The sequence below is a fragment of the Streptomyces sp. NPDC002935 genome (genome assembly GCF_040611295.1).
Lineage (GTDB): Bacteria > Actinomycetota > Actinomycetes > Streptomycetales > Streptomycetaceae > Streptomyces.
Window position 1 is genome coordinate 72770 of the sequence record NZ_JBEXNW010000020.1, and the last position, 24676, is coordinate 97445.

General features: G+C 69.8%; 25 protein-coding genes. 18 read left to right on the forward strand and 7 right to left on the reverse strand.

What is annotated here, in order from left to right:
- The first annotated feature begins 96 nt into the window (after positions 1-96).
- A complete protein-coding gene (locus tag ABZX90_RS25915; protein WP_351131299.1) occupies positions 97-558 on the forward strand; it encodes a hypothetical protein in 462 nt (153 codons plus the stop codon).
- 214 nt (positions 559-772) lie between these two features.
- Here the strand turns inward: ABZX90_RS25915 and ABZX90_RS25920 are convergent, their stop codons facing one another.
- Positions 773-1432 carry a hypothetical protein gene (locus ABZX90_RS25920; protein WP_355208531.1) on the reverse strand — a complete coding sequence of 220 codons (660 nt, stop codon included), beginning with the start codon at positions 1430-1432 and terminating at the stop codon, positions 773-775.
- A gap of 285 nt (positions 1433-1717) precedes the next feature.
- Positions 1718-2755, reverse strand: a complete 1038-nt coding sequence (locus ABZX90_RS25925; protein WP_355208534.1) for a WYL domain-containing protein — start codon at positions 2753-2755, stop codon at positions 1718-1720.
- A gap of 174 nt (positions 2756-2929) precedes the next feature.
- On the opposite strand from ABZX90_RS25925, the gene ABZX90_RS25930 reads away from it, so the two are divergent.
- A complete protein-coding gene (locus tag ABZX90_RS25930) occupies positions 2930-3352 on the forward strand; it encodes a VOC family protein (RefSeq protein ID WP_355208537.1) in 423 nt (140 codons plus the stop codon).
- Between the two features lie 210 nt (positions 3353-3562).
- Here the strand turns inward: ABZX90_RS25930 and ABZX90_RS25935 are convergent, their stop codons facing one another.
- On the reverse strand, positions 3563-4078 hold the full coding sequence (locus ABZX90_RS25935; RefSeq protein ID WP_351131290.1) for a YceI family protein: 516 nt from the start codon (positions 4076-4078) through the stop codon (positions 3563-3565).
- Between the two features lie 155 nt (positions 4079-4233).
- Between ABZX90_RS25935 and ABZX90_RS25940 the strand changes: the two genes are divergently transcribed.
- The 6 genes from ABZX90_RS25940 (at position 4234) to ABZX90_RS25965 (ending at position 8722) form a co-directional block, all read left to right on the forward strand.
- Complete coding sequence (locus tag ABZX90_RS25940; protein WP_351131288.1) at positions 4234-4749, forward strand: MarR family transcriptional regulator; 516 nt, start codon at positions 4234-4236, stop codon at positions 4747-4749.
- A gap of 268 nt (positions 4750-5017) precedes the next feature.
- Positions 5018-5188 (forward strand): hydrophobic protein, encoded by a 171-nt coding sequence (locus ABZX90_RS25945; protein ID WP_328557713.1) that lies wholly within the window; start codon positions 5018-5020, stop codon positions 5186-5188.
- A 332-nt stretch (positions 5189-5520) separates the two neighbouring features.
- Positions 5521-5871 carry a PRC-barrel domain-containing protein gene (locus tag ABZX90_RS25950; protein ID WP_355208541.1) on the forward strand — a complete coding sequence of 117 codons (351 nt, stop codon included), beginning with the start codon at positions 5521-5523 and terminating at the stop codon, positions 5869-5871.
- Positions 5872-6173: 302 nt separating this feature from the next.
- Positions 6174-6623, forward strand: coding sequence for a spore-associated protein (locus ABZX90_RS25955; protein ID WP_351134774.1), 450 nt, complete (start codon positions 6174-6176; stop codon positions 6621-6623).
- A 380-nt stretch (positions 6624-7003) separates the two neighbouring features.
- Entirely contained in the window at positions 7004-7366 is a 363-nt protein-coding gene (locus tag ABZX90_RS25960) for a hypothetical protein (RefSeq protein ID WP_351134772.1), read from the forward strand.
- Between the two features lie 459 nt (positions 7367-7825).
- Positions 7826-8722 carry an NAD-dependent protein deacetylase gene (locus ABZX90_RS25965; protein ID WP_351134771.1) on the forward strand — a complete coding sequence of 299 codons (897 nt, stop codon included), beginning with the start codon at positions 7826-7828 and terminating at the stop codon, positions 8720-8722.
- Between the two features lie 159 nt (positions 8723-8881).
- Here ABZX90_RS25965 and ABZX90_RS25970 read toward each other — a convergent pair whose 3' ends face one another.
- Complete coding sequence (locus ABZX90_RS25970; RefSeq protein WP_355208546.1) at positions 8882-9880, reverse strand: Lrp/AsnC family transcriptional regulator; 999 nt, start codon at positions 9878-9880, stop codon at positions 8882-8884.
- A gap of 274 nt (positions 9881-10154) precedes the next feature.
- Between ABZX90_RS25970 and ABZX90_RS25975 the strand changes: the two genes are divergently transcribed.
- Positions 10155-11000, forward strand: a complete 846-nt coding sequence (locus ABZX90_RS25975; protein WP_355208549.1) for an alpha/beta fold hydrolase — start codon at positions 10155-10157, stop codon at positions 10998-11000.
- Between the two features lie 154 nt (positions 11001-11154).
- Here ABZX90_RS25975 and ABZX90_RS25980 read toward each other — a convergent pair whose 3' ends face one another.
- On the reverse strand, positions 11155-11478 hold the full coding sequence (locus ABZX90_RS25980; protein ID WP_355208552.1) for a hypothetical protein: 324 nt from the start codon (positions 11476-11478) through the stop codon (positions 11155-11157).
- Positions 11479-12325: 847 nt separating this feature from the next.
- On the opposite strand from ABZX90_RS25980, the gene ABZX90_RS25985 reads away from it, so the two are divergent.
- Both ABZX90_RS25985 and ABZX90_RS25990 read left to right on the forward strand, forming a co-directional pair.
- Positions 12326-13831, forward strand: coding sequence for an FG-GAP repeat protein (locus ABZX90_RS25985; RefSeq protein ID WP_355208555.1), 1506 nt, complete (start codon positions 12326-12328; stop codon positions 13829-13831).
- 183 nt (positions 13832-14014) lie between these two features.
- Positions 14015-14581: a hypothetical protein gene (locus ABZX90_RS25990; protein ID WP_351134761.1), complete on the forward strand. Its 567-nt coding sequence runs from the start codon at positions 14015-14017 to the stop codon at positions 14579-14581.
- A gap of 264 nt (positions 14582-14845) precedes the next feature.
- On the opposite strand, the gene ABZX90_RS25995 is transcribed toward ABZX90_RS25990, so the two are convergent.
- Positions 14846-15622, reverse strand: coding sequence for a hypothetical protein (locus ABZX90_RS25995; protein ID WP_355208558.1), 777 nt, complete (start codon positions 15620-15622; stop codon positions 14846-14848).
- 467 nt (positions 15623-16089) lie between these two features.
- On the opposite strand from ABZX90_RS25995, the gene ABZX90_RS26000 reads away from it, so the two are divergent.
- The 7 genes from ABZX90_RS26000 to ABZX90_RS26030 all read left to right on the forward strand — a co-directional run bounded on the left by ABZX90_RS26000 (position 16090) and on the right by ABZX90_RS26030 (position 23997).
- A complete protein-coding gene (locus tag ABZX90_RS26000) occupies positions 16090-16578 on the forward strand; it encodes a sortase (RefSeq protein ID WP_355208561.1) in 489 nt (162 codons plus the stop codon).
- Between the two features lie 88 nt (positions 16579-16666).
- Positions 16667-17353 (forward strand): class F sortase, encoded by a 687-nt coding sequence (locus tag ABZX90_RS26005; RefSeq protein ID WP_355208563.1) that lies wholly within the window; start codon positions 16667-16669, stop codon positions 17351-17353.
- Between the two features lie 190 nt (positions 17354-17543).
- Positions 17544-17798: a LapA family protein gene (locus ABZX90_RS26010; protein WP_355208566.1), complete on the forward strand. Its 255-nt coding sequence runs from the start codon at positions 17544-17546 to the stop codon at positions 17796-17798.
- Between the two features lie 278 nt (positions 17799-18076).
- Entirely contained in the window at positions 18077-18214 is a 138-nt protein-coding gene (locus ABZX90_RS26015) for a hypothetical protein (RefSeq protein WP_351134751.1), read from the forward strand.
- Positions 18215-18263: 49 nt separating this feature from the next.
- The gene (locus tag ABZX90_RS26020; protein WP_351134749.1) at positions 18264-20000 is read left to right on the forward strand and encodes an MOSC and FAD-binding oxidoreductase domain-containing protein; all 1737 of its coding nucleotides are present in this window, start codon (positions 18264-18266) and stop codon (positions 19998-20000) included.
- 278 nt (positions 20001-20278) lie between these two features.
- Positions 20279-22429, forward strand: a complete 2151-nt coding sequence (locus tag ABZX90_RS26025) for a DUF4139 domain-containing protein (RefSeq protein ID WP_355208570.1) — start codon at positions 20279-20281, stop codon at positions 22427-22429.
- An 8-nt stretch (positions 22430-22437) separates the two neighbouring features.
- Entirely contained in the window at positions 22438-23997 is a 1560-nt protein-coding gene (locus ABZX90_RS26030; RefSeq protein WP_355208573.1) for a mucoidy inhibitor MuiA family protein, read from the forward strand.
- 116 nt (positions 23998-24113) lie between these two features.
- Here the strand turns inward: ABZX90_RS26030 and ABZX90_RS26035 are convergent, their stop codons facing one another.
- The gene (locus ABZX90_RS26035) at positions 24114-24641 is read right to left on the reverse strand and encodes a GNAT family N-acetyltransferase (protein WP_351134743.1); all 528 of its coding nucleotides are present in this window, start codon (positions 24639-24641) and stop codon (positions 24114-24116) included.
- Between the last annotated feature and the right edge of the window lie 35 nt (positions 24642-24676).

A 24676-nucleotide genomic window follows, 5' to 3' on the forward strand; every position in this document is an offset into this window, starting at 1 on the left:
TCATGTGGACCGGGGGGTTGCGTTGCATCAGTTGGCGGCCCCCGACCCCGGGCCCCTCTGACCAAGGCGCCCTTCATCACGGGAGATTCTCAAAAAGTGCGGAACTTCAAGCGATTCCTGGGCACCGCTGTCGCCGTGGCCAGCCTGACGGGTGGCGCAGTCATTTCGGGAGCCGGAAATGCTTCCGCCGCCGACCCGAACTTCACGTTCAGCGTGGACAGGGACGGCAAGAACTACAGCATCGAGGTCTACAACAACCACGTGCGCGCGGGCTTCGCGGACTGGAACGCCGACCCCGACAACTCGGTCACCCCGGCCATCCCGGGGGACGCCCTCGAGGTCCGCGACATCCTGGCCGACGGCTGGGGCATCGAGGCCGAAGCGGCGGCGCAGTCCAACGCGGCCGGATACCGCAAGGCGACCACGCGTGGCCACGCCGCGTACTACAACTCCGGCTGGAAGACCGGCAACATCGCGGAGGGGACCCCGATCGTCGTCAATGTCTGCGCCGTGAAGGGCGACAAGGAGCAGTGCGGTTCCGCATACGGTCTGGCCTAGCCAGAGCTCCTTGCGGAGTGCTCGGCAGGCTGCCGTCCCCGCGCGCCCGCCGGCGAGCGCCTGCGGCATCCAGTGAGCGTCCGCGCCGTGTTTGACGGCCTGCAGCACTACGGTGCCTGGCGAGGGGCCCGACCGGTTCATGGTCGGGCCCCTCGCTGCTCTGCCGGGCCACGCCGGGATCAGACAGGTGCACAGGTGTGGTGCAGACACCCTTTCAGGAGGGTGGGGCGGCGGCTTCGCTGATGTCCTGGTGCATGTGGTCCATGAGTTCGCCCATCTCACGGAGGTCGGCGCTCGGGGTGTCGGCGTTCCGCGCCGCACGGCGCAGCCAGTCGGCGGTCGTCAGGGCGAGTGCGGTGGCGTCCTGTTCGCGGTTGTCGCCGAGGAGTTCCTCGATCCGGAAGGCGAGACCGCCCAGGGTCTCGTCGTTGGTCTCCGGCGTCAGATAGCCGCGCAGGCCGACGGGGTACGGGTCCTGGGCTCTGGCGTGCCGCACGGCGGCAAGTACCGCGGGGTCCTCGCTGTACTGGTCGAGATGGCCCAGGAGGACGTAGATCCGCGCGATCAGCCGTGGCCGCCCGGGGTGGCGGTCCAGCCAGGCCATCAGCTCCTGCTGGCCACCGAGGTGGTCGACGAGCGGGGTCAGCGCCTCCACCGACTTGGTGGGCAGATCCCAGTGGTGGGGAAGGAGCTGGGCCACTTCGTCGGCGAGCCTCGCCTCGTCCTCGGGGCCGAGCGTGCCGGCGGTGAACCCGGCGACCGTCATGGCGTCCAGGGCGAACCCGTCCGGCGCCGCCTGCCGGGTGCGGTGTGAGGAGCCGTGCCGTCGGCGCAGCAGTTCGCCGATGCTCTTGAGGAGCGGCTTGTCGTGCACGAAACCTCCTGCATGGGTGCTCTCAAGGGCCCCTCGTCCGGGACGGGGGCAGCGGACGATGCCGTGGTCCGGGCGGCGGTGCCGATCGGTGCTCCGCGGCGTCGGCACCACCACCCTGCCGCCCGGTCGTGGTGTCCGCGCGCCCGGTGACCCGGATGAGTGCGGAGTGCGGAGTACGGGGTACGGGGTACGGGGTACGGAGTACGGGGCGCCCGGGCGTCACAGGAGGGTGGCGTGTGAGCGGCAGCGTGATGCGGCGAGGTACGCCGTCGGTCTGACGGGGCCTCAGCGCGAGGTTTCGGCGCCTGGGGCCGGGGCCGATGAGGTCGCGGCGTTGGCGCAGCGCGCGGCGAGTTCGGCGAACGCACGGGTCAGTTGTGGTGGACCGACGACTTGGATGTCGGTGTCGAAGCGGCCGATCGTGGCGGCAAGGCCGGTCCACGACCACGAGCCCAGGGTGAGGCGACAGCGGTCGGGGCCGAGTTCGTCGACGATTCCGTCCCGTACGAAGGGGGCCACAGCCTGCACCGGGAGGTCGAGGATGACTTCGCCGCGGCAGGGCCAGTCGGCGGTCGAGCCGTCGGTTCCCCGGAATCGGCCGGTGACGAACGCGGCCACGTGGTCGCCGGGGAGATCCCGTGGGGTGAAGCGCGGGCCGGTCGGGGTGCGGGGGCGTACGCGGTCGACGCGGAAGGTGCGCCAGTCGTCCCGGTCGAGGTCCCAGGCGATCAGGTACCAGTGGCCGCGCCAGGTGACAAGGTGGTGGGGCTGTGTCCGGCGGGGTTGTTCGGCGGGATGGGGCTGTGTCCGGCGGGATTGTTCGGCGGGGGCAGTGGCGTCGTGCCCGTAATCGAAGCGCAGCTCCTCACGGGCGCGGATCACGCGGCCCAGCTCCGTGAGGAGCTGCGGGCCGACCGGGGAGGCGTTGCCGCTCTCAGGTGAGGGGACGGCAGTGACCTGCAGCATGTCGATGCGCTGACGCAGCCGGGACGGCATGACCTGGCGAATGGTGGCCAGGGCCCGTGCGGCGTCTTCGCCGACAACGGTGCCGGCGGCCGCGGACTGCAGGGCGACGGCCAGGGCGACGGCCTGGCCGTCGTCGAACAGCAGCGGCGGCAGTTGCGAGCCGGCATCCAGGCGGTAGCCACCGGCGGGCCCCTTGAAAGCGCGGATCGGGTAGCCCAGTTCCCGCAGGCGGTCGATGTCGCGGCGCACCGTGCGCGGGGTGATGTCGAGCCGCTCGGCGAGGTCGTCACCGGACCAGTCGCGATGCGTCTGGAGCAGCGAGAGCAGCGCAAGCAGCCGCGAGGACGTCTTTTGCATGCTCACCATCCTGCCCGCAATGCAGGACACAACCTGTCCGCTACCCGTGGAACGGTGAACATCGAGATCCGCCAGAGAGGCCACAGCCTCTGGCCACGAGGTTGCCGCTTGCCACCCGCAGGGCTTTGACGCTGCGGCGGCGCACCTCGCCGAACCACGAGCAAGGAGAAGGCCATGTCCGTCACGACCACCACCCACCTGAACTTCCAGGGCGACGCACGGGCCGCGCTGGACCACTACCGGTCCGTCTTCGGCGGGCGCGTCACCGCCGTCGCGTACAAGGACATGGGCGACGCGCAGAACGAGAACGAGGCGGACTGGATCGTGTGGGGCGAGGTGGCGGGCGACCAGGGCTTCCATGTCATGGCCTACGACGTGCCCTCCCACCTGCCCTGGGACCAGGGCAGCAACCCGTTCTTCGTCTCCGTGCGCGGTGACGACACCGACGAGATCAGTGCCCTGTGGCAGAAGCTGGCCGAGGGCTCGACGGTGACACAGCCCCTGGGACCGTCGCAGTGGGCACCGCTGTACGGCATGCTCACCGACCGCTTCGGCGTGACCTGGGTCCTGGACGTAGCGGCCCCGTACAGCGGCTGATCCGGCGGCTGATCCGCATCCGGCGGGACACCGCCGGTGCGGGCACGAGCAGTCACGCCGGTTCCCCGGGGGCGGTGGAGGCGGCCGGGCACCTGGGGTGCGCCGGCCCGGCCCCAGGCTCCGTGCCCGGCTCCGCCCGGACGGCCCGGGCCTTGGCGGCGCGCATGCGCTGTTCAGGTGTCCGGGTCAGGGGGTGAGCACGTCGGCTCTTCAGACGACCGCACGGGCGAAGGTGAGCGTCGCGGTGACAGTGGTCAGGCCGCGGATCATACCCAGCTGATTCCAGCTCATCCCGAACTGCTCCCGGTCCACGGTGAACTCCGTGGTGAGGCTGATCGCGTCGTCACTCGATGCGGTGACGTGGGCGGTGACGGTCTGCGGGCTGCCGGCACCCCGGACGGTCAGCTGGCCGGTGATCTCGGCGGTGTCGCCCTGGGGCACCGCCGCGCCCTGGACGGTGAAAGTGAGAGTCGGGTGGTTCTCGGTGTCGAAGAAGTCGCTGCCGCGCAGGTGCTCGTCCCGCTTCGCGTTCCTGGTGTCCAGGGACGCCGCGTCCACGCTGACAACACCGTGGACGCTCCCGTCGGGCTTGATCTCGCCCTCGCCCGTGACGTTGCCGAACGTGCCCTTCACCGTGACCAGGCCCCATATCGTCCGATGCGCGATGGCCACGGTGGAGCGGGCGGGATCCAGCTGCCACAGGCCGGTTTCGATGACGACGGTCATGGGAGTTCTCCAGAAAAGTCGAGGAAAGGAAGGACCAAGGAACGGGGAAGCCGCATCCGCGACCTGAGTGCCGGGACCGCGACCAGTAGTCCAAATTTGGATGACTCTACGCTAGCGGGTTATCCAAAAATGGACAACCGTTAGACTGTGACACCATGGCTGACTCTCCCGCCCCCGCCGACCAGCCCGAACGCGAGCCGTCGGACGACATCGGGCTCCTGCCCGCCGAACTGCGCTCCTGGATGCAGCTGTTGGCCGCGGCCGGCACGATCGAGCAGCAGCTCCGCTCACGGGTGAAGGACGCAACGGGGATCTCGCACGACGAGTTCCTGCTGCTGTGCCTGCTCGCCGATCAGCCCGGCTCCAGCCTGCGGATGACACGGATCGCGGAACTGCTGGGCCGCCCCAAGACGCGGCTCACCTACCAGGTGGCCTGCCTGCAGCACGCGGGACTGATCACCAAGAACTCCGCGTGCGGCGACCGGCGCGGCGTCGAGGTGGCACTCACCGACAAGGCCCGCACCCTGCTGAGCGAATCGTCCCGCACCCTCGCCGACGCGGTCGCCGAGGCCATCGCGCGAACGGCCTGCGCCCAGCGGTACACACAGTTGCAGTACCTGCTGCCGACGAGCCAGGGCTCCGGGGAGCACACCACCGAGCAGAACAACTGACGCCCGCCGGCGCCGGACAGCACAGATCCCGGCGGGAGGCGGGAGGCGGAGGCGGGAGGCGGCCGAGCCTTCTCGTCCGCAGCCACAACGACTCGCACCCCGTCCTGCCCGAGAGTCCGGCTCTGGACAATTCCCGCCCTCTCGGGTCACCCCGTATTCCATTCCTAAACCAGAATTCCTCACCGCTCCGGGCACCGTAAGAAGGGGCGAGATCCGTGGGAATGGAGATCGTCCCGCAGGGCACACGAGGGACCGGAGGTTGATAACCATGGTTCCTGTTCTTCTCGTTCTTCTGCTCGCCCTGATCCTCTTCGGTGCCGGTTTCGCACTCAAGGCCCTGTGGTGGATCGCTGTCATCGTGCTGGTGGTGTGGGTCCTCGGATTCGTGATCCGCCCTGCGGCGAGCGGCGGCAAGCGGGGCCGCTGGTACCGCTGGTAGACAGACCGCGGCAACACATCGGCACAGGTGGGCCCCGACGCCACGGCGTCGGGGCCCACCTGTGCCATCTCCCTGATGCCGGTGGGACGAAAGTGGTGATTCTTCCGATTTCGGGGTAGTCAGGAACTGTGGCCGGAGGTCCGTGACGCCGGAAACCATGGCCTCCAGCACGGCGCCTCCGGCCCTCCGCATTTCCTGCCGGCACACATGTGTGAGGTGCGGAGGGCAGGGCACCCGGCGGCCCGAGGAAGCGTCGCGAAATCTTGCGATGTCTGTTCGGACTCCGCATTTCCGCGGCGGGCAGTAAAGAATTCTGATGAGGGAGCCGTTTTATGAGTGACAGCATCTGGGGCTACCAGCCGACCACCGGCCACATCGCGGGAACCGATCTGACCGGGTACAAGGTCGAGGCGACCGACGGCAGCATCGGGAAGGTCGACAAGCACTCGGACGACGTCAGCTCCTCGTACCTCGTCGTCGACACCGGCGTGTGGATCTTCGGCAAGCATGTCCTGCTGCCGGCCGGCACCGTGCAGAGGGTCGACCAGTCCGAGCAGAAGATCTACGTCGCCCTCACCAAGGACCAGATCAAGGACTCCCCCGAGTTCGACAGGGACAAGCACGTCGGCGACGCCGTCTATCACGAGCAGGTCGGCGGCTACTACGACAACCACCGCGCCTGACCTCACAGCGCCCTGCGAGAAGTGGGGCCGCCCGGAGACGTTCCGGGCGGCCCCACTTCCCATGTGTCCTGCGGCAACCGAAGCTCCCGTGCGGCTCACGAGGCCGATCACGTGGCTCCGGTCCCCTTGTTGCCCCGTTCATTCCCGCTCGGCGTGAACACGTAGGACTCCTGGAATGCGGACACCCCCGTACGAACGATGCTCAGGCCGCACATATTTTTCGGCCGCTGCACAACCGTTCCGGCGTCCCGCGGGTCACACCAGGCAGGAGCAACCGTCTCCAAAGGTCACAAGGGGGAAATATGAGATTACACCGTTCTGTCCTGACAGCGACCGCCTTCGCCGCCCTGGCGGTGGGGGCCACGACCGCTCTGGCGGTGCCCGCCTCGGCCGCACCCAACACCACGCCGCAGAAGGTCTGCGGAAGTGCCTACAAGACCGTGAACTCGGCTCCCGTCGGCTCACTGGGCACCATCTACCTGACGTACAACGCCTCCAACGGCAAGAACTGCGTCGCGACCATCCGCCAGAACCCGGGCACCGCCGTGGACATGTCCACATGGATCTACGTCCCGGACACCGACGAGGGCGACCAGGACTACGGGCGGTACACCTCGTACGCGGGACCGGCCTACGTGTACGGCAAGGGCCACTGCGTCGACTGGGGCGGCCACATCAACAACGTGTACACCCAGGTGTCCGGCTCCAACTGCGCCTCCCTCAAGGAGAACCGAGTCACCTTCACCCGCTGACCCGCCGCTTCTCCCGGCCACCACGCTCCCGCGCCGACCTCGATGAGTTCGAGGCCGGAGAGCCGACTGTCATCGGGCCGGCGACCACAACCCGATGACCGCGCGGGAACGCACTGGCCCGACTCGCCCTGGCAGACTCACCGAGTTCTGCCAGGGCGAGCGCGTCAACGAGACGTGCCCCACGACCTCAGCCAGATCACCCGCGCCGTAAGCGCAAGCTCAAGATGCTGCGATACCGACCGGAGGTCATCGACGGCTGCCTCGTCGGCGTCGGCATCCGCCGGGTCCTGGAGACGCGAACACGCCGCCGACCGAGCGGCAACGGGCGTCGGGCATCGGGCATTCGACGCCAAAATCTGCTGGTCAGATACCGTGCCGGGATGACCGAGAACCTGCCCGCCGACGTAGCCGACGTACTCGCGGCAGTCCTGAACGCGGACAGTCCCGTTCATGCCGCGCTCCGAAGGCAGGTCCCGCACCTCAGCGTGCGAGCACGCTGTTCGTGCGAGTGCGGTACCGCCTACTTCGAACTCGACACCAGCGAGGTGGAGCCCGCACCCACCGGCCCCGGCACTGTCGTGGCGGCCGAAGCGCAGCTCGTCACCGCGGCCGGCGAGTACCCCGGTGAGGTCCTGGTCTTTACGCAGGCCGGCTACCTGTCGTGGCTGGAAGTCTGTTCTTGGAGCGACGACATCGAGGTGACGCTGGCCGCCGCACGTCACTGGCTGCAGCCACGTTCCTGATCCCGAACGGCCGGCGTCCAACAGGCTCCGATCTGCACGACCCCGTGATCCGACCGACACGCCAGTTGTCCGAACAGGGCCCCTGGCTCAAGGCGTTCGAGGATTCCGTCCGCCGTCTTCGCCCACACGTACGGCTTCGCGTCGGTGTTCCACTCGGCGATCCAGGTGCGATGCGGTCGGCCGGGTACGGTTCGGCCCGTGGATGGGGAAAGGTGGGAGTCGGGGCACCAGGTCGCGTACGGGTGTGGGGCGTGGGAGCGGGCCTGTCACCAGGCGCGTCTTTTGGTCGCGTGGCACGAAGAGCGCGATCTCGGCTTTGGCACACCGGCGGCCCGGCGGTTCTCCGCGGATCCCGGTCTGCGTGTGAAGTGGCCGCGGAGGTCCACGGTCCGCCGGCGGAGGAGACCGGCGTGAGGCCGGGACCCGCGCATCGTGTCATCGTGTCCGTACCCTGGCGACATGCGCATGCGTCCCACTCTGAACTGGACCCCTGCCGAGGACCTGCCGCCGGGCACCACGGACCTGGAGCCGGTCGCCGACGCGCTCGGCGCCGGCGGTGTGCTGGTTCTCAGCGGGGCGGGCATCTCCACGGAGTCGGGCATCCCCGACTATCGGAGCGAGGGCGGGAGCCTGAGCCGGCACACCCCGATGACCTACCAGGACTTCACCGCAAGCGCCCAAGCCCGCCGGCGGTACTGGGCGCGCAGCCACCTCGGCTGGCGAACCTTCGGCCGCGCCCGCCCCAACGACGGGCACCGGGCCGTGGCCGCGTTCGGACGGCACGGCCTGCTCTCCGGGGTGATCACCCAGAACGTCGACGGTCTGCACCAGTCCGTCGGAACCGGGGGCATCGTGGAACTCCACGGAAGCCTGGCCCGGGTCGTCTGCCTTTCCTGCGGCGCCTCCTGCTCGCGCCGCGAACTCGCCCAGCGCCTGGAGGAGGTCAATCCGGGCTTCGGCCTGGTGACCGCGGCGATCAACCCGGACGGTGACGCCGACCTCACCGATGAGCAGGTCGGCGACTTCCACGTGGTGCCCTGCACGGTCTGCGGCGGCATCCTCAAACCGGACGTGGTGTTCTTCGGCGAAGCCGTTCCGCCCTCGCGGGTCGAGCACTGCCGCCGACTGGTCCGTGAGGCGACTTCGCTGCTGGTCCTCGGCTCCTCACTCACGGTGATGTCCGGGCTCCGGTTCGTCCGCCAGGCCGCCGAGGCCGGGAAGCCGGTGCTGATCGTCAACCGGGACCCGACCCGGGGCGACCGGCACGCCCTCACCCGGGTAGCGCTCCCCTTGGGAACAGCCCTCACCACCGTGGCCGACCGGCTCGGCATCCGCCTCGATGAAACGGTGGAGTGAAGGCGTCCTCCGGGACGGCACGTGCAAGGGCTTCGGGCGCCGCGTATCGCCGCCGTACGCTGCCAGGCGCGGGTCAGAGTTGGCGTCTGACCGTGATGACGATGCACCCGGCGGCGACTTTGGCCGGGACGTCGTCGATCGGTGCGGCGCCGGAGCCGGTCAGGCATCCGTGCCGCGCCCTTTGGCGGCGCGGCCGACGATGGCCGTCTCGACACGGGTGATCCCCAGGCCGACCAGGTCGCGGGAGAGGAAGTCGTAGAGGGCGGTCAGGTCGCTGAAGTACGCGGCCGCGTGAAGGTTCGAGGGGCCCGTGGTCGCGAACGCCCCATGCACCGAGGGATGGTCGGCCAGCGCCTTCCCCGCGGCTGCCAGATGGTCGGGGGCCACGTGCAACAGGAGTTTGGCCTCGATGGGCAGCCCGAGACGGCGCGTGTCCACCAGGACCTGGGTGACCAGACGGCCCTGTGCCGCCAGCCGGGCGATGCGCCTGCGCACGGTGCTCTCCGCTTGTCCCGTCCGCACGGCCAGCGCCGCGGCGGAGAGGCGCGCGTCGGGAGCGAGCGCGTCGATGAGCGACTGTTCCAGGGGATCGGTGTCGACGCCGTACGGGCCCGAGGATCCGGAAGATGTCTGCCCGGCGACCGGCTCGGCCGGGCTCAGGGCCGCACGTTCAGGCGCCGTCAGGACGTGGTGACGCCACTCGGACGTGAGCCGGAAGGCATGCAGCACCGTGGCGCTCTCCAGTGACGTGACGGCCTGGGTGGAGGGCAGCTGGCGGAAGACCAACGGGTCGCGCGAACCCGGCTCGGTACGGGCTACCGCGAAGATCTCCTCACCCGAGGTGCTGACGTCGATGAACGGGATGTCATCGCGCGCGGCGAGCGCGGCCACGATCGTGTCCAGCCTTCCTCGCAGGACCCGGATGCGCAGGAACAGCGCCCCGGCAGAGCCTCCGTTGCGCGGCCGGGCGACCGGTGAGATCACCACGCGCACGGTGCCGTCGGCGCTCAGCGTCTGCAGACGGCGGCGCACGGTCGTAGGGCTGAGACCCAGTACCTGGGCCGCCCGTTCCGCGGCGATACGGCCATCGCACTGCAGAGCGGCCACCAGCCGCTGATCCGTGAGGCTCAGGACGGAATCCGCCGATACGCGCGCCATGGAGACAAGTTTCGCTCATTCCGTCCCGCTGCGACGCCTGTCTCGGTAACCACGCCCGACGATGGATGTCATCCGCACCACTCATTCCCTGACGTGCGTCGCCGGACCCGAGCCAGGAGCGCCCTCAGGAACCACGGAAACCACCACGGAGGTCCATGTGCCCGCCTTCACGGAACGGGAAAAACTACGCTTCGCCAGCGGCGACACCACGTGCGCCGCCTGGCACTACCCAGGGACCAACGGCGGCTGCGTGATCATGGCCGGCGGAACCGCAGTGACGAAGGAGCCGGCCTCGGACCGCTTCGCGCAGCGATTCAACGACGCCGGTTTCGCCGTCCTGGCCTTCGACCACCGACGGTTCGGGGAGAGCGGGGGCGCGCCGCGCCAGGTCGTCCGCTTCGATGAACAACGGGCCGACTGGCACGCCGCGATCGACTGCGCAGCGGACCTGCCCGACGTGGATCCCGACAAGATCGCGCTCTGGGGTTTCTCCCTCGCCGGCGGCCACATCCTCCACGTCGCGGCGGAAAATCCGCGACCGGCCGCCGCCATCGCCCAGTCACCGCTGGTCGACGGCCGTGCACTCGCTCCGCACGCGCTGCGTTCCATGACACCTCTCGCATTCCTCCGCCTTTTCGGCCGAGGCATCTCGGACGCGCTCGGCGGCCTCCTCGGGCGGCCGCCCTTGCTCGTCCCCACCGCCGGAGTACGCGGAGCCGTCGCCTCGCTCACCACAGCCGACGCCATGGACGGGGACCGGGCACTGGATCCCGACCACCGCTACCCGGACTGGGAGCAGACGGTCGCCGCACGGATCGCACTACAGCTGGGCGGGTACCGGCCCGGCCGCCACGCCTCTCGCATCCGGTGCCCCCTGTTGGTGGTCGTGTGCGACCAGGACCAGAGCACGCTTCCCGGCCCCGCCGTCCGGGCGGCTCACAACGCACCGGACTCCGAGGTACTTCACCTCCCAGGCCGTCATTACGCTCCCTTCCTCGAGGCACACGAGCAGGCCGTCGAGGCGGAGATCGCGTTCCTGGAGAAGCACCTGCGACGATCGAGCCCGGCGCTCGGCCGGACCAGCCCACGCCCACGCCCCGGCCCCCGCCTCCCGGAGTAGCAGGGGGCGGACGACCGCTTCGCAGCAGCCCGCCGCGGGCCGGGACGGACGTTTCGGGATGGATTCGGAGAACCCGGTGGCTCCGGGTACGGCCGTTCCCGCTGAACCGCCAGACGAACTACGGGACTTGGCCACCGGAGCCTCCGTGAGCCCGTTACGTCGCCGGGCGGCCCTTCAACTCCCGCCGCTTGGCGGCCAACGCCCTCGCCAACACCTTCGCCCGGTAGGGGTTCGAGGCGCCCAGGGCGCTCGCCACCGCCACCGCCTCGTCCAACAGAGCAAGCCGTTGCTCAGGCAACTCCCGCACCAAGGGCGAGTCGCTGGCCTCCACCAGGACGTACGCCAGCTTCGACCCGTACGCCTCCGGCTCGACCTGCGTCAGAAGCCGGTAGATCCACAACCCCTCGGTGCCGCGCACCACCCGCCGATTGGCACTCAGCAGCAAGACCCTCGCCCGCAAAACCATGTCCTGATCCACCGAACCCCCTTCGCTCCACCACCCCCGGCCCGAAACCGCCGCACGACGCGACAGCACAATGAACGCGCCGGCAGCCCAGAGGGGATGCCGGCACGAACGCCGGAGAGTGGATGACGACGAGTCTGCGGGCGGATCACCACCTGCGACAAGCCCGAACGGACGTGCGCTCCGTCCTACCGCAAACCACGTCCGAGCAGGCATGATGGACCTGACACTCACCAACGCCCGCCCCACGGCCCCGGCCCGGTCGGCGCAACGCGCGAACCCGCCTGCGGCTGTCCCGCTCCGGGGTGGCGATTCCCGGTCCGGGACCTGCTGTTCCGTCGCCGACGAGCACCCCTGGACGCAGGCCCCGCGCGGCGCAGGCACATCGGCTCTGCACTGGCCGCCCTGTCCATTGGACCCAACGTCCTTGGCCTGGTGGCAGATCCCTCTCCCCCACCGACGGGTGACCCGGCATCACAGCCCCGTGACAGTCGGGTAAGTCGGGTACGCCAGCGACGGGTTCCGTCCGCATGGGCGGCCTTGCACGCGACGACTGTCGGCGCGCTCACTACAACCCTGCACGAACTTGGGGTGTCTTCTGGGTGAGCGCAAGGAGGCGTTGCCCTCACCGCACTGTCCCACGGAGGAGGCCACGCATGACTTCATATCGCTTCTTGGCGGGCGCGGTGGTGTTGCGGCCCTCCCCGGGCACCTGCCCAAGCCCCTCTCCCCCTGCCCTGCTGCCCTGCTCTGCGCTTCGCCGTCAGCCGGGGAGACCGTGCACCTGCGCCGCCCCCGCACAAGGCAGCGCGGCTCAGCGGGACACCGTATGGCAATCCAGAAGCGAAGGAGATTCTCTCCGGTGCGTCACATCAACAGCGCGGCCCTGACGGCCGCGGCACTGCTCACCCTGGGCGGCAGCGCGATCATCGCGGCTCCCGCGGCGCAGGCCGTTGTGGCCTTTCCGTCCATCGGCTGGCAGCAGCACAACTGCGACTACGACGGCAACGGGTTCGACGATGTACTGATCGGCGCCCCGGGCGCCACAGTCAGCGGCGCCGAGGCCGCCGGGTACATCACCGTGCAGTACAGCTCATCAAGCGGCCTCAGCACCACCAAGAAGACCGTCCTCCACCAGAACACCTCGGGCGTCCCGGGCGCCGCCGAGGCCGGCGACGGCTTCGGCAGAGCCGTGGCCTCCGGTGACCTGGACAACGACGGCTACGACGACGCGATCGTCGGCATCCCCGGCGAAGACCTGGCCGGACTGTCCGACGCGGGCGGTTCCCTCGTCTTCTGGGGCTCGCCGAGCGGGCTGCACGGGAACGACAACACCTGGCTGCAGGACCCCACCCAGCTGCGGGCCGGCGCGAACTTCGGTCTGGCCGTCGAAGCGGCCCGGTACTTCGCCCCGGACCCGGCGGCCCCGGACGCCAACCTGCGCGACAGCATCGCCTTCCTGGAGAACGACACGCTGCTGTTCTTCACCGCCTCGCCAGAGGTGGCGGCCCGGCATCTGAAGGCGGTGGACACGGGTGTCCGGGCTCGGGACGTGAACCCGCTGAAGACCGGCGGCTTCGCCTTCCGGAGCCTCAGCCACGGCAACTACAACGAGGACTCATGGGCTGACCTGGCGATCTCCGGAGTGACCACCGGCGACCAGCCGGGTATCGGCGCCACCCAGGTGCTGCACGGCGCGCCCAGCGTCGAGGCACTGGGTGACGGCGGCGCGTTCGAAGGCGGTCCCGCGGTCGTCTCCAGCGACTTCAACCATGACGGCCAGGACGACCTGGCCATCGGCGACACGGGCGTCGGCTCGCCCGTCGGTGGATCGGTCTCCGTCTACCTGGGCCAGGGCGACCTCTCCGGCCTGGACCCGACCCCGGCGCAGACGTGGACGCAGGACTCCCCCGGCGTCCCCGGCACTGCCGAGGCCGGCGACCGGTGGGGCGCCGAGCTGTCATCCGGTGACACCAACGGCGACGGTCGCCCGGACCTCGCGATCGGCGCGCCCGGGGAGGACGTGGGCTCCGTGGCCGACGCGGGTGCGGTGTGGACGCTGCGCGGCGCACCGGGCGGGCTGACGGCGACCGGGGCACGCAGCTTCGACCAGAACTCCGCCGGCATTCCCGGCGCGGCGGAGCCCTCGGACCACTGGGGCGGCCAGGTGCGGCTGATCGACGCCGACAAGGACGGTCTGTTCGGCCTGCTGGCTGCGGCGCCGGGTGAGAACACCAACGACGGCTTCGTATGGGTCATTCCTGCCTCGTCGTCGGGGTTGATCGCCAAGGGTTCGTGGACCTACGACGGGGCGAGCCTCGGTGCACCGGTGGCCGACGGCCAGTTCGGCGCGGCGATCGACGAGTAGCGGAATCCTCAAGGGGGACTGGGAGTTCACCGAAGTTCGTCACAACTCCCAGTCCTGTAAGCCCTTGGGGAGGCTTGGCTCGAGCGCTTGAGCCGCCGGCCAATTCCGGGGCGGCCGTACAACCAAATCCGTGACCGGCATGTCGTACATGGCAGGGAAAGAGCCGCAAAACAAGGGGAAACGATGCGTACAAGACGATACGGGGCGGTGCTGGCCGCCCTGACGATGGCCGGTGTGGGCGTGGGAGTGGCAGCGCCCACGACGGCGGGCGCGGCCACGACGGCTGTCGCATGCGCGACCGGCTGGGGCAGCCTTCCGAAAACCGCGGCGGACTCCGCCGTCGCGTCGCTGACCGACATCAGGACCGGCGAGCACGACTGCTACGACCGCATGGTCTTCGACGTACCCACGGCGGGCACCGAGCCGATCGGGTACACCGTGCAGTACGTCGACGCCTTCTACCAGGATCCGTCCGGCGTGCGCATCCCGATCTCCGGCGGGGCGATCATCGAGATCAGGGTGTCCGCCCCCGCCTACGACCCGGAGACTCACTCCGCGACCTACCCGGGCCGGGGCGGCCGACCGCTTCCGGGTGTCGACCTGACCGGCTACCGAACCTTCCGGGACGCGAAGTTCGGGGCCAGCTTCGAGGGAGTCACCCAGGTGGGGCTCGGTGTGCGGGCCCGGCTGCCGTTCCGGGTGTCCCAGCTCTCCGACCGTCTGGTGGTCGACGTCGCTCACACCTGGTGACACAGTCGCCCTCAGCCGCATCCTGCATCCTGCATCCTGCCGGAGGACATGGCGCGAGGTCATGGCCGCCGCCGCTCCCCGTCTCATGGTGGGGTCGCGCGCGGCACTACCGCTTGGACTCGGACAGCCTCGGCGCGGCACGCGGCGGGCGTTTCGAGCCGAGACATGGCGTCGTGTTCGGCCGGGTCCGGCCAGGAAGCAGGATGTGGCTGGGTTGCGCGCAACCCAGCCACATCGCCTCACAGAGGGCTACGGATCAATCTGCTAGGCCAACGAAACGTTGTCCCCGGCGGACACGACCCGCATGGTCGTAGTCGTTCCGGGGAAGTACCAGCGCCATGATCCCGCCGCAGTCGCGGTGACCGTTGTGCTCAGTCCACCTGTGCTGTTCGTCTTCACCGTTTTGACCGTGCTGTACGAGGACGACCCGGCCTTCTTGAACTGGAGCTTGACCTCCTGGCCCGAGAAGCCGTGGTATTTGCGGTCTTCCCAGTTCGCGCGGCTCAACTGCCCCTTCACCGTGAGCTTGGCGCCCTTGACGACCGGCTCAGGCGAGGCGTCCGTCGTGAGTGTGGCGGCACGCTTCACCTTGTACTGGGCGATGTTGTCGGAGATCCAGTAGTCACCGTCCTTTGCCTTCACCGTGGCATTGACCTGCCAGACTCCGGCGACCTTGTTGGTGTCGATGTCGTCGCTGTCCGCGATCCAGCTCGGGTCGATCGTCATCGTCGCGGTGCACACCGAGGTCGTGGCGCTCTGTGTCACGCACGTCGAGCCGGTCCAGTCGGCGAACCCGTAAGCGTTCGACCGGTTGAAGGTGCTCACATCGGTGAGTCCCTTGACACCCGAGTCGTCCTTGATGGTGATCGCGATCGGGAACGTCACCACCTTCGAGGTGCCCACGATCACGTTCGTGCCGCCGTCGACCACAGTCTTGACGACCCGAATGTCGCCCCGCCCCTCGGCGTGGGCGGCGGGCGCCACCATCACGGCCAGGACCACTGCTCCCGCCGCGGCCGACCACAGCGCTTCCTTGCGCATGTCCCTCCCCTGGAACTCTGCGCCCGCAGCCTGACCACGGGCACAACTCAAGCGCGCAAAGGCTACAAGATCTTGCTCCGAGCCTCGGAGGACCGGTTCGGGCCGGGAATGGACCGCCGCGGAGCCACGCGGCCGTGGGTGTGCCTCTCGAAGTCTTCCACCGCGCCACAGGCGGGAACTGAGGGTGTATCACGGCACGTCTGCGCGGACGACCGTGCGCGAGGAGCCACTCGGGGATGACGATGATTCGCCCATCCGCACCCCTCCGCGAAAACTTCCAGTGTGCGGGTCCAGGCGTCGGCGACCTGCGGAAATGCTCTTGCGGAAGCGGTCACTACGCCTGCCCGAGTGACGGACCCGCCGATGGCTCCTGTTGCGGACCTGACGGAGTGTCGGTTTTCTCGTCGATGGAGCACCACACGGGCACCGCGACAACTCGTCGACCACAGCTTTGATGGAGGATTCCCTTGCGAAACACACACGTTGGCGTCGGTATCGGCCTGATCTTCGGTGTCCTGGCTTTCGGAGGTTCGGCCTCCGCCGACGTCGGTGACTCAGAGCTCCGCATCAACCCGGGCAACGCCTCACCGGGCTCTACGGTCACGGTCACCACCACGGCCTGCGGCGCGGAGACCTACGGCAAGGGCGAATCGGAGGCGGGCGGGAAGTTCCACCTTTTCGCAGGCGACCGCAAGGGCGAGCTCACCGGCGAGTTCCAGGTCCCGGTGGACGGATCGCTCGGCACCGACACCGTCACTGTGAAGTGCCCTCCCCGGATCAAGATCACGGATACCTACGAGATCAGCGCCCGGCAACCGAACGGCGCCGTCCAAGCCGGCTTCGGAGACGTCCAGGACACCGACACCCAAGTCGCCGTGGGCGCCGCACTGCTCGCCGCGGCCGCCGGAGGCTCTCTCGTCAGGATGCGTCGCCGCACGCTCGCCGACCGGACCTGACCGCCCCGCTCCCGCCGCCCCGGCACCGCATGCGCCCCGAGGCTCGCGGGAATGAACCCCCACCCTGCTGCAGGCAAGAGGCTCAACCGTGACGGAACCCCGGCACAAGGCCAGCGCGCCCCCACACGCAGTCGTCCCCCCGGTCACGTATCTGCTCCTGGCCCTGGCCGCGGGCTGCCTGCTGTTGATCAGTGGGATCGGCGACGGGCGGCCACCTCAGCCTACGGCCGACCAGGCCTTCTCCCGGGGTTCCGCCGACCCCACCGCCTCAGCGACACACCCCGCCGTCCAGCCACTGCCCCCCGCACAGCCCGTCCGGCTTCGCATCCCCGCCATCGATGTGAACGCCCCCATGGCAAGGCTTGACCTCGACAGGGCGGGGGCTCTGCAGCCCCCGCCTGCCGAGAGGCCTGACCTTGCCGGCTGGTACGGCGGGGGCCCGACACCAGGTTCGCCAGGCACAGCCCTGACCACAGGGCATGTGGACACACGAGGCGGCAGCCGCGGCGTCTTCTACGAACTCGGCGCCCTCACCAAGGGCGAAACGATCGAAATCAGCCGGACAGACGGCCGCACAGCCATCTTCACCGTCGACGCCGTGGAGGTCTACGACAAGGACAAATTCCCCGTCAACCGGGTCTACGGCAGCTCCGACCGGCCCGAACTACGAGTGATCACCTGCGGTGGCCGCGTCGACGACACCGGATACCTGGGCAACATCGTGGTCTACGCGACGCTCACGGCGGTGAAACAGCCGAACGGCCACGGCAGGTGAACGGCACGGGAACGGCCGTCAGCGCTCCCTGCGCCGTGAGCGGTGAGTCGTGAGCCCTGACCCCCTGAGCCCTGAGCCCCGAGCCCCGAGCCCCGAGCCGAGGCTTCCCGGCGAATGGGTCATGCCTCGAGCGGGCAACCCGGCACCCAACCGAGTCGCCCGCTCGGGTGAACCACCTGATACTGGAGTCATGGCCCAGAAGACCGCGAAGACACATGGGCCGTCCACCGTGACGGTCAAGGGGCGGGACGTGCGGCTGCGTACCATCGGCGGCTCCGTGCTCGCAGCCCTGACCATTTGGTTCATCGCCGCCAACACCGGCTCTGTCACCATCCGGCTCTGGATTCCCGAGGTCACCCTCCCGCTGTGGATCGTCCTGACCGTCACCCTCATCGTCGGCATCCTCCTGGGGCTGGTGATCGCCTACCGCCGCGGCCGCCGGTAGGCCCGCCTCAGGACGACCGCTCCAGTGCCCTCGATGGTCTTCAGCGGCCTCTGGACCTCCTCAGCGCCGGGCCTCCGGAGCCTGCCCGGACTGCCGACTGCATGGACGGGTCCGGGCCAAGGCACCGGCGCCGTCAGCTCTGCGCGCGGCGCCCAAGCGGTGCACGCAAAACGGGGGTCATGGCGGCTTGGGGGCGTGGGCGGACAGAGCCGCCGTCGGGGAAAGGGGCCGCCCTGTCACCTCGCTCGCCCGTGCACTACCCACCGCCGCCGCAGGTGATGACCTGGCCGCGCCTCGACGGTGTTCGGCAGAGCTTGGAACCCGGGCAGAACGTCATCTCGTACGGAGTGGATCGCAACGTCGGCCTCGGCCTCGATCTCGACCTCGACGAAGCGCTCCCCGGCCAACCGGCCTGACCACTGCCGCCGTATCCGTAGAAGAGCCACCGCGGGAGGTAGGACCCCGATGCCGTCTTTGCTTTCGGTGAACGTCGGTATGCCGAAGAATGTGCCTTGGCGGGGCCGGACGGTCTTCACCGGTGTGTGGAAGTACCCGGTGGATGGACCGGTGATGGTGCGGCGACTCAACATCGACGGCGACGGGCAGGGCGACACGGCCGGCCACGGCGGCGAGCAGCGGGCCGTGCTGGTCTACCAGATCGAGTCGTACCGGCACTGGAGACAGCACTTCGGGCGCGACGACCTCGAACACGGTCAGTTCGGGGAGAACCTCACCGTCGACGGCCTTTCGGACGACGAGGTGTGCATCGGTGACCGGTACCGCATCGGGGAGGCCGAGTTCGAGGTGACCCAACCGCGGGTCACCTGCTACCGCGTGGGTCTGCGCTTCGGCGAACCCGAGCTGCCTGCTCTTCTGGTCAGCCATCACCGTCCCGGCTTCTACATGCGGGTCCTGCGGGAAGGCCACATCCAGGCCGGGGACGAGATCGTCACCATCGGGTCCGGGCCCGGCTCGCTGAGCGTGGCCGAGACCGACGCACTCCTCTACCTCCCTGACCGGAACCCCGAGCAGCTGCGCCTGGCAGTGAACATCCCTGCTCTGAGCCCCGGTTGGCAGGGCTCGTTCCGTGAATTGCTCCAGGCCGCAGAGGATTCGGGCGCTGCCGCCGCAGGCGTCGGGGCGTCGGCTTGGGACGGTTTCAGGGCTCTGCGCGTAGCCGAAGTGACTCCGGAGAGCGCAACGGTCTCCTCCATCCTCCTCGCCGCCCCGGACGGTTCCCGGCTCCCGCCTGCCCGCGCGGGCCAGTACCTGACACTGCGCGTGCCCGGGGCGGGGCAACCTGCCCCCGTGCGCAGCTACTCGCTGTCCTCGGCATCCGAAGGCGGTCGCTATCGGATCAGCGTCAAACACGAACCGCGCGGCGCCGTCAGCGCGTATCTGACCACGAAGCTGCGGCCGGGCGCGACGCTCGATGCCGCGGCGCCACGAGGCGACTTCGTCCTCCAGGAGGGCACCGGCCCGGTTCTCCTCATCTCCGCCGGCATCGGCCTGACTCCGGTGCTGGCCATGCTGCACGAGCTTGCGGCCTCGCCCGACGGCCGCGAGGTCTGGTGGATCCACGGTGCCCGCAGCCCGCAGGAACACCCTCTGGCCGCGGAGGCACGCACACTCCTCACCGCGCTGCCGCACGCCCGCGAGCACGTGTTCTACAGCGCCGCCCAGCCCGGCGAGTACAGCCGCGACAGCGCCAGGCCAGGGCGCCTCACCAAGGACAACTTGCTCGCTCTCGGTGTCCCGGCAGACGCGACCGCTTACGTCTGCGGGCCGGCCTCGTTCATGACCGACATCAAAGACGCACTTACCACGGCCGGGGTCGAGCCCGGCGCCATCCATTCCGAACTGTTCGGCGCGCTGCCCTCCATCACCCCCGGTCTGACCGGGCAGAGCGGTCCGCAGCCGCACCAACCGCCGGGCCCGCCCGGGACCGGCCCGATGGTGACCTTCGCCCGCAGTGGCATCTCCACACCGTTCCCCGACGGGCGAAGCAGCCTCCTGGAACTCGCCGAGGCATGCGACGTTCCCGTCCGCTGGAGCTGCCGCACCGGGGTGTGCCACACCTGCGTCACGCCTCTCCTGTCCGGCGAGATCGCGTACACCTCACCCCCGCTCGAGGCTCCCGCCGCGGGACAGGCACTGATCTGCTGCGCTCGCCCCGACACCGATGTCGTCCTCGACATGTAAGGGCGGCGCAGGTCATGATTGGCTCGCTCGCGCGCGCCGCTGACCTGACCTGGTCCGCTTCCGTCCCGCAGTGGTCACAGCGGACGGCAACGGCTACCTCGACCATCGCGACTGACACCCCACCAACATGCCCCGTCCCGCCGGGTCTTGGTGGAGCGGCGAGTCGGCTGCGCCCCCAGTAGGCGAAACATCGGGTTCTCCAGATCATATTCTTCGGGAAGCACGGACCGCCGGGACGTAGGCTTCGCTCAGCACGGACACGGCGGGGGACGGAGCGTATGACGGCTGAGGCAGCACACAGGTGGGATTCGGCCCTCGATTCGGTCGTGGTGTACGCGCAGGGCGCGATCTGCCGTCGCCTGGCCCGGGGCAGCGTGCCGCCGGGCGGTCGCGTCCGGGTGACGGGGCTGCCCCGCTCAATGGACCCGGGGTCCTTGCGGGCTCGTATCACGGGCACCTCCGCGGTACGCGTCATCGAGGCACGAGTGGAGGTCGACGCCGAGCCGCTCGGCGCCGTCGTGCCCGACGCGCTGCAACGCGAGCTGGAGCGGCTGAGCGAGGAGTATGCAGCGGCGCAGCAGCGCCGCGACCGCCAGCTGATTCTGATCGGGGAGGTCAGCTCACTGCGCCCGGTCCCGCCGGCCCGCAGGCGCGATGACCCGCACCGCCGTACCCCGGTCGATGCGTGGCTGGAGCTCGCCGACTTCGTCGACGAGCGGCTGACCAGGCTGCACGCCCGTCTCGTCGAACTGGAGGAGGCACTGGGCCACGTCGAGCACGAGCTCCGCTTCGCCGCCGACCGCCTGGCCCGCGCCTCCACCGACGTGTCGTCCGCGCACGTGGAGACCACGGTCTCGGCGGTTGTGACCTTCGACGGCACCGGTGACGCGGAAGTGGAGCTGGAGTACGGGGTGCCCGGCGCGGTCTGGGTGCCCGCCTACCGCCTCACCCACCGTCAGGGCGACAGCAGTGGCCGTCTGGTGCTACGCGCCTCCATCGCCCAGCGCACCGGCGAGGACTGGACCGGCGTACATGTCGCCCTGGCCACCGCCGACCTGCGGCGCCGTACCGACCTGCCAAGGCTGCGCTCTCTGCGGATCGGGCGCCGTCAGCCCTCCCCCACCCCTTCCGGCTGGCGTGAGCCGCCGACGGGCTTGGCCGACCTGTTCGCCGGGTACGACGGAGCGGGCCCTCGCCCTGCCACGACCACCGCTTCCCTCTCTGCCGAGGGCGGCCCCGTGGCTGTGGCGGGCGGCTTCGCGTCCGCTCCTGTTCCGCCACCGCAGCCGACGCTGCAAGGCTACGGCCAGCCGCTCGCCGCGGCGTCGCCACCTCAGGGTTACGGCGCACCGCCCCCTGTGCCCGCGCCCGGCAGCGCGTACCCAGAGGTGTTCGGCGGCGGGACGGACGCCTTCGCGCAGTCAGTCCCGTCCCGACCGGACAGCAGGCCGCGTGCCGGCGGCCGGTCGCTTCAGGCTCCGGCCGCCATGGCACCCATGGCCTCTGGCCAGGCCGCGCCGCCGCCTCCCCCAGCACCCGCGGCCCCCGGCTGGGCCGCACCGCCGCCCGCAGCAGCGGCGCCGGCGTCCGGTCCGCCGCAGCCAAGCGGCGCCGAACTCGACTACACCGCCCTCGTCCTGAACGGTCCCGACGAGCAGGACGGTCGCCGAGGTCGGCTGTTTCCCGACTCCGCCTTCGACCCGGTGGCGACCGAGTACCGCCGCCGCGCCGAATCGGTGGCATCACTGCCGCTGCCCGGCCACGCCGTTCGGCCCCGCGAATCGGCTGGTTCCTTCGACCACCGCTTCGACGCGCTCGCCCGCGCAGACGTGCCCTCGGACGGCACCTGGCACACCGTCACCATCGGTGAGATCCCGGTCGAACTGCGCACCGAGTACCTCTGCGTGCCGTCCGTGGAGCAAACCGTGTATGCGACGCTGGCGCTTGCCAACGCCACCGGCCAGGCTCTGCTGGCCGGACCGGTGGAGGTCACCGTCGACGACGACTTCCTGCTGACCACGGCACTGCCCACGCTCGCCCCGGGTGGTGTCTGCCGGGTGGGGCTCGGCCCGGCAGAGGGCATCCGGGTCACCCGTCGTACGAACCTGCACGAGTCGACCTCGGGGCTCCGCAACACCACCACCGTCCTCGACCACCGCGTCCACGTGGAGCTGGCAAGCCAACTCGCCGGGCCTGTCACCGTCGAGGTCCTTGAGCGGGTCCCGGTCACCTCCGACGCGGACGTCCGGATCGAGGAGCGGGCCGACTGGTCCACGCCCCAGGACGACGCCGGAGGGGAACCCTATGCCCCCGGGACACGCATGTGGCGGGTGGACCTGCCCGCCGGCGCCACCACCGCCCTCGACGGCGGCTACGAGATCCGCATCCCGTCCGCCAAGGCCCTGGCCGGCGGCAACCGCAGGAGCTGACACACCCCATGTCCACGGCACCGGAGCCGATCCCCCTCCCCGTCACCGCCGTCACCTGCCTGGAGGACCGCGCCCACGTCGAGCGCGCCACCGTGCTCGACCTCGAGGCCGGAGTCCAGCGGCTGCGTCTGGGGCCCGTCAGCGCGCTGGCCGTCGACCGTACGCTCCACGCCGAACTGACAGCCGAAGACCCGGCGACCGTGCTCGACGTACGGATCGTCCGCAGCTGGACGCCGCGCGGGCCCCGGCCCACCGACCAGGACTCCGCCCTGCGCCACCGCGTGCACGCTCTCGAAGAGGACCTGCTCGCCCTGAGCCGGAAGCGCGACCGGCTCCACGCCCGGCGCGACGCACTCGGCCGTCTCGCCGCCGATCTGCTGCGGGAGATCGCCGAAGGCGCCGGCTCCGGAGAGATGGAAGGGCCACGCTGGACCGACGAACTGAACCGTGTGGACGAGGAGCGCGACTCCTACGGCGAGCAACTACGCGCCGTGGAAGCCCGCCTGACCTCCCAGACAACCGAACTCGCCACAACCCAGCTGTCCTTGAACCTCGCCGAGGAGGAGCCCGCCGAGCTGACCGGCCACATCGAACTGACCGTGGAGGCCGCGACCGCCGGGCCGGCCGAACTACGCCTGAGCCACCTCATCGCGTGCGCGCTGTGGCGGCCCGCGTACCGGGCCGTACTCGACGGGGACCGCCTCACGCTCGAGACGGACGCGACGGTCTGGCAGCGCACCGGCGAGGACTGGTCCGACGTACGGTTGACGCTGTCGACGGCGCGCTCGGCACTGGCCACCGATCCGCCCCTGCTGAGCGAGGACCGACTCACGCTCCAGGACCGCTCCTCCACGGAGCGCCGGACCGTCGACGTCGAACTGCGCGAGGAGGAGATCGCAGACCTCGGCCCCGCCTCCGTGCTCGGCCTGCCGGGAGTGGACGACGGCGGCGAGGTACGGGTGCTGCACTCCCCCACACCGGTCACGGTGCCCTCGGACGGCCGCGCCCACCGCGTGCCGCTCTCCGCCTTCACCACGACCGCGAGCAGCGAGTACGCCTGCGCACCCGAGCTGTCCCCGCTGGTGACCCAAGTGGTGCGGTTCGACAACCTGTCCGGCCACGCCCTGCTCGCCGGCCCCGTCGACCTCATCCTCGGCAGCCAGTTCAGCGGCCGCGGCACACTGGACTTCACCGCCCCCGGCGCCCCCGTCGAACTCGCCTACGGCAGCCGCGACGACCACCGCGTCACCCGGCACACCGACGAGACGCGCGACACCGCCGCCATCACTCAGCGCACCGTGCTCACCCGCACCGTCCGGCTCCACCTGTCCCGGTTCTCCACCCCCGACGAACAAGGCGAACGGATGATCGTCCTCCGCGAACGGATCCCGGTCTCCGAAATCTCGGCGGTACAGACACGCGTGCGCGAAGAATCCTGCTCCCCCGCCCCCGACACCATCGACGCCGACGGCATCGCCCGCTGGAACCTCGCCCTCCCACCCGGCGGCCAACGCACCGTCACCCTTGTCTACGAACTGACGGCGAACGCCAAAGTCACCGGTCTCTGAACTCTGGTGGCGCTTGGTGAATGCAGCACTGCCGCGGAGTTGGGTGTGGCTCAGCCGCTGGGGGGTCTCTGGAGTCGCACCACATCCAACGCGTATGACGCATGAGCACGAACTGATCACGGGCCGATCCGGTACAGCACACACCGGCGCAGTGGCCCTTCGGGCACGCTGGGGTCGTCGAAGTCGTCAGAAGGATCACGCGTCATGCCGAGCCGGCGCATCACCGCCTGGGAACGAACGTTGGTGACGGTTGTCGACGCAACAATTTCGGGCAGTCCGAGGGACTCGAAACCGAAGGCCAGGCCGGCCTGGGCGGCCTCGGTGGCGTACCCGTGTCCCCACGCCGAGCGGGCCAGCCGCCAACCGACGTCCACCCCCGTGAACGGCAGGCTCTCGTCCACCTCGTCCAAGCCGACGCGGCCGATGAACGCGCCAGTCTCCAGCGTCTCGATCGCCCACCACCCGTAACCCCGCTTGTCGAACTCGGCCTGCATGAGCGCCACCGAGACATCGCTCTGTTCCGGCGTCAGCAGGTCCCCCAGGTACTCCCGGACCTCGGGATCGGCGTTCATCGCCGCCCACGGTTCGAGGTCCGACTCCCGCCATCGACGGAGCAGCAGGCGATCGGTACGCAGTTCGAGCATGCCGCCAAACTAACGTGACCAAGATCAGAGAGTCG

Excerpts from the sequence above, each read along its gene's own strand:
- ABZX90_RS26020 (WP_351134749.1), top strand. The coding sequence starts at position 18,264 with ATGCCGTCTTTGCTTTCGGTGAACGTCGGTATGCCGAAGAATGTGCCT.
- ABZX90_RS25970 (WP_355208546.1), bottom strand. The coding sequence starts at position 9,880 with ATGGCGCGCGTATCGGCGGATTCCGTCCTGAGCCTCACGGATCAGCGG.
- ABZX90_RS25945 (WP_328557713.1), top strand. The coding sequence starts at position 5,018 with ATGGTTCCTGTTCTTCTCGTTCTTCTGCTCGCCCTGATCCTCTTCGGT.
- ABZX90_RS25950 (WP_355208541.1), top strand. The coding sequence starts at position 5,521 with ATGAGTGACAGCATCTGGGGCTACCAGCCGACCACCGGCCACATCGCG.
- ABZX90_RS25935 (WP_351131290.1), bottom strand. The coding sequence starts at position 4,078 with ATGACCGTCGTCATCGAAACCGGCCTGTGGCAGCTGGATCCCGCCCGC.
- ABZX90_RS26010 (WP_355208566.1), top strand. The coding sequence starts at position 17,544 with ATGGCCCAGAAGACCGCGAAGACACATGGGCCGTCCACCGTGACGGTC.
- ABZX90_RS25955 (WP_351134774.1), top strand. The coding sequence starts at position 6,174 with ATGAGATTACACCGTTCTGTCCTGACAGCGACCGCCTTCGCCGCCCTG.
- ABZX90_RS25995 (WP_355208558.1), bottom strand. The coding sequence starts at position 15,622 with ATGCGCAAGGAAGCGCTGTGGTCGGCCGCGGCGGGAGCAGTGGTCCTG.
- ABZX90_RS25930 (WP_355208537.1), top strand. The coding sequence starts at position 2,930 with ATGTCCGTCACGACCACCACCCACCTGAACTTCCAGGGCGACGCACGG.
- ABZX90_RS25990 (WP_351134761.1), top strand. The coding sequence starts at position 14,015 with ATGCGTACAAGACGATACGGGGCGGTGCTGGCCGCCCTGACGATGGCC.
- ABZX90_RS25965 (WP_351134771.1), top strand. The coding sequence starts at position 7,826 with ATGCGCATGCGTCCCACTCTGAACTGGACCCCTGCCGAGGACCTGCCG.
- ABZX90_RS25925 (WP_355208534.1), bottom strand. The coding sequence starts at position 2,755 with ATGCAAAAGACGTCCTCGCGGCTGCTTGCGCTGCTCTCGCTGCTCCAG.
- ABZX90_RS26025 (WP_355208570.1), top strand. The coding sequence starts at position 20,279 with ATGACGGCTGAGGCAGCACACAGGTGGGATTCGGCCCTCGATTCGGTC.
- ABZX90_RS26015 (WP_351134751.1), top strand. The coding sequence starts at position 18,077 with ATGACCTGGCCGCGCCTCGACGGTGTTCGGCAGAGCTTGGAACCCGGG.
- ABZX90_RS25940 (WP_351131288.1), top strand. The coding sequence starts at position 4,234 with ATGGCTGACTCTCCCGCCCCCGCCGACCAGCCCGAACGCGAGCCGTCG.
- ABZX90_RS26035 (WP_351134743.1), bottom strand. The coding sequence starts at position 24,641 with ATGCTCGAACTGCGTACCGATCGCCTGCTGCTCCGTCGATGGCGGGAG.
- ABZX90_RS25960 (WP_351134772.1), top strand. The coding sequence starts at position 7,004 with ATGACCGAGAACCTGCCCGCCGACGTAGCCGACGTACTCGCGGCAGTC.
- ABZX90_RS26030 (WP_355208573.1), top strand. The coding sequence starts at position 22,438 with ATGTCCACGGCACCGGAGCCGATCCCCCTCCCCGTCACCGCCGTCACC.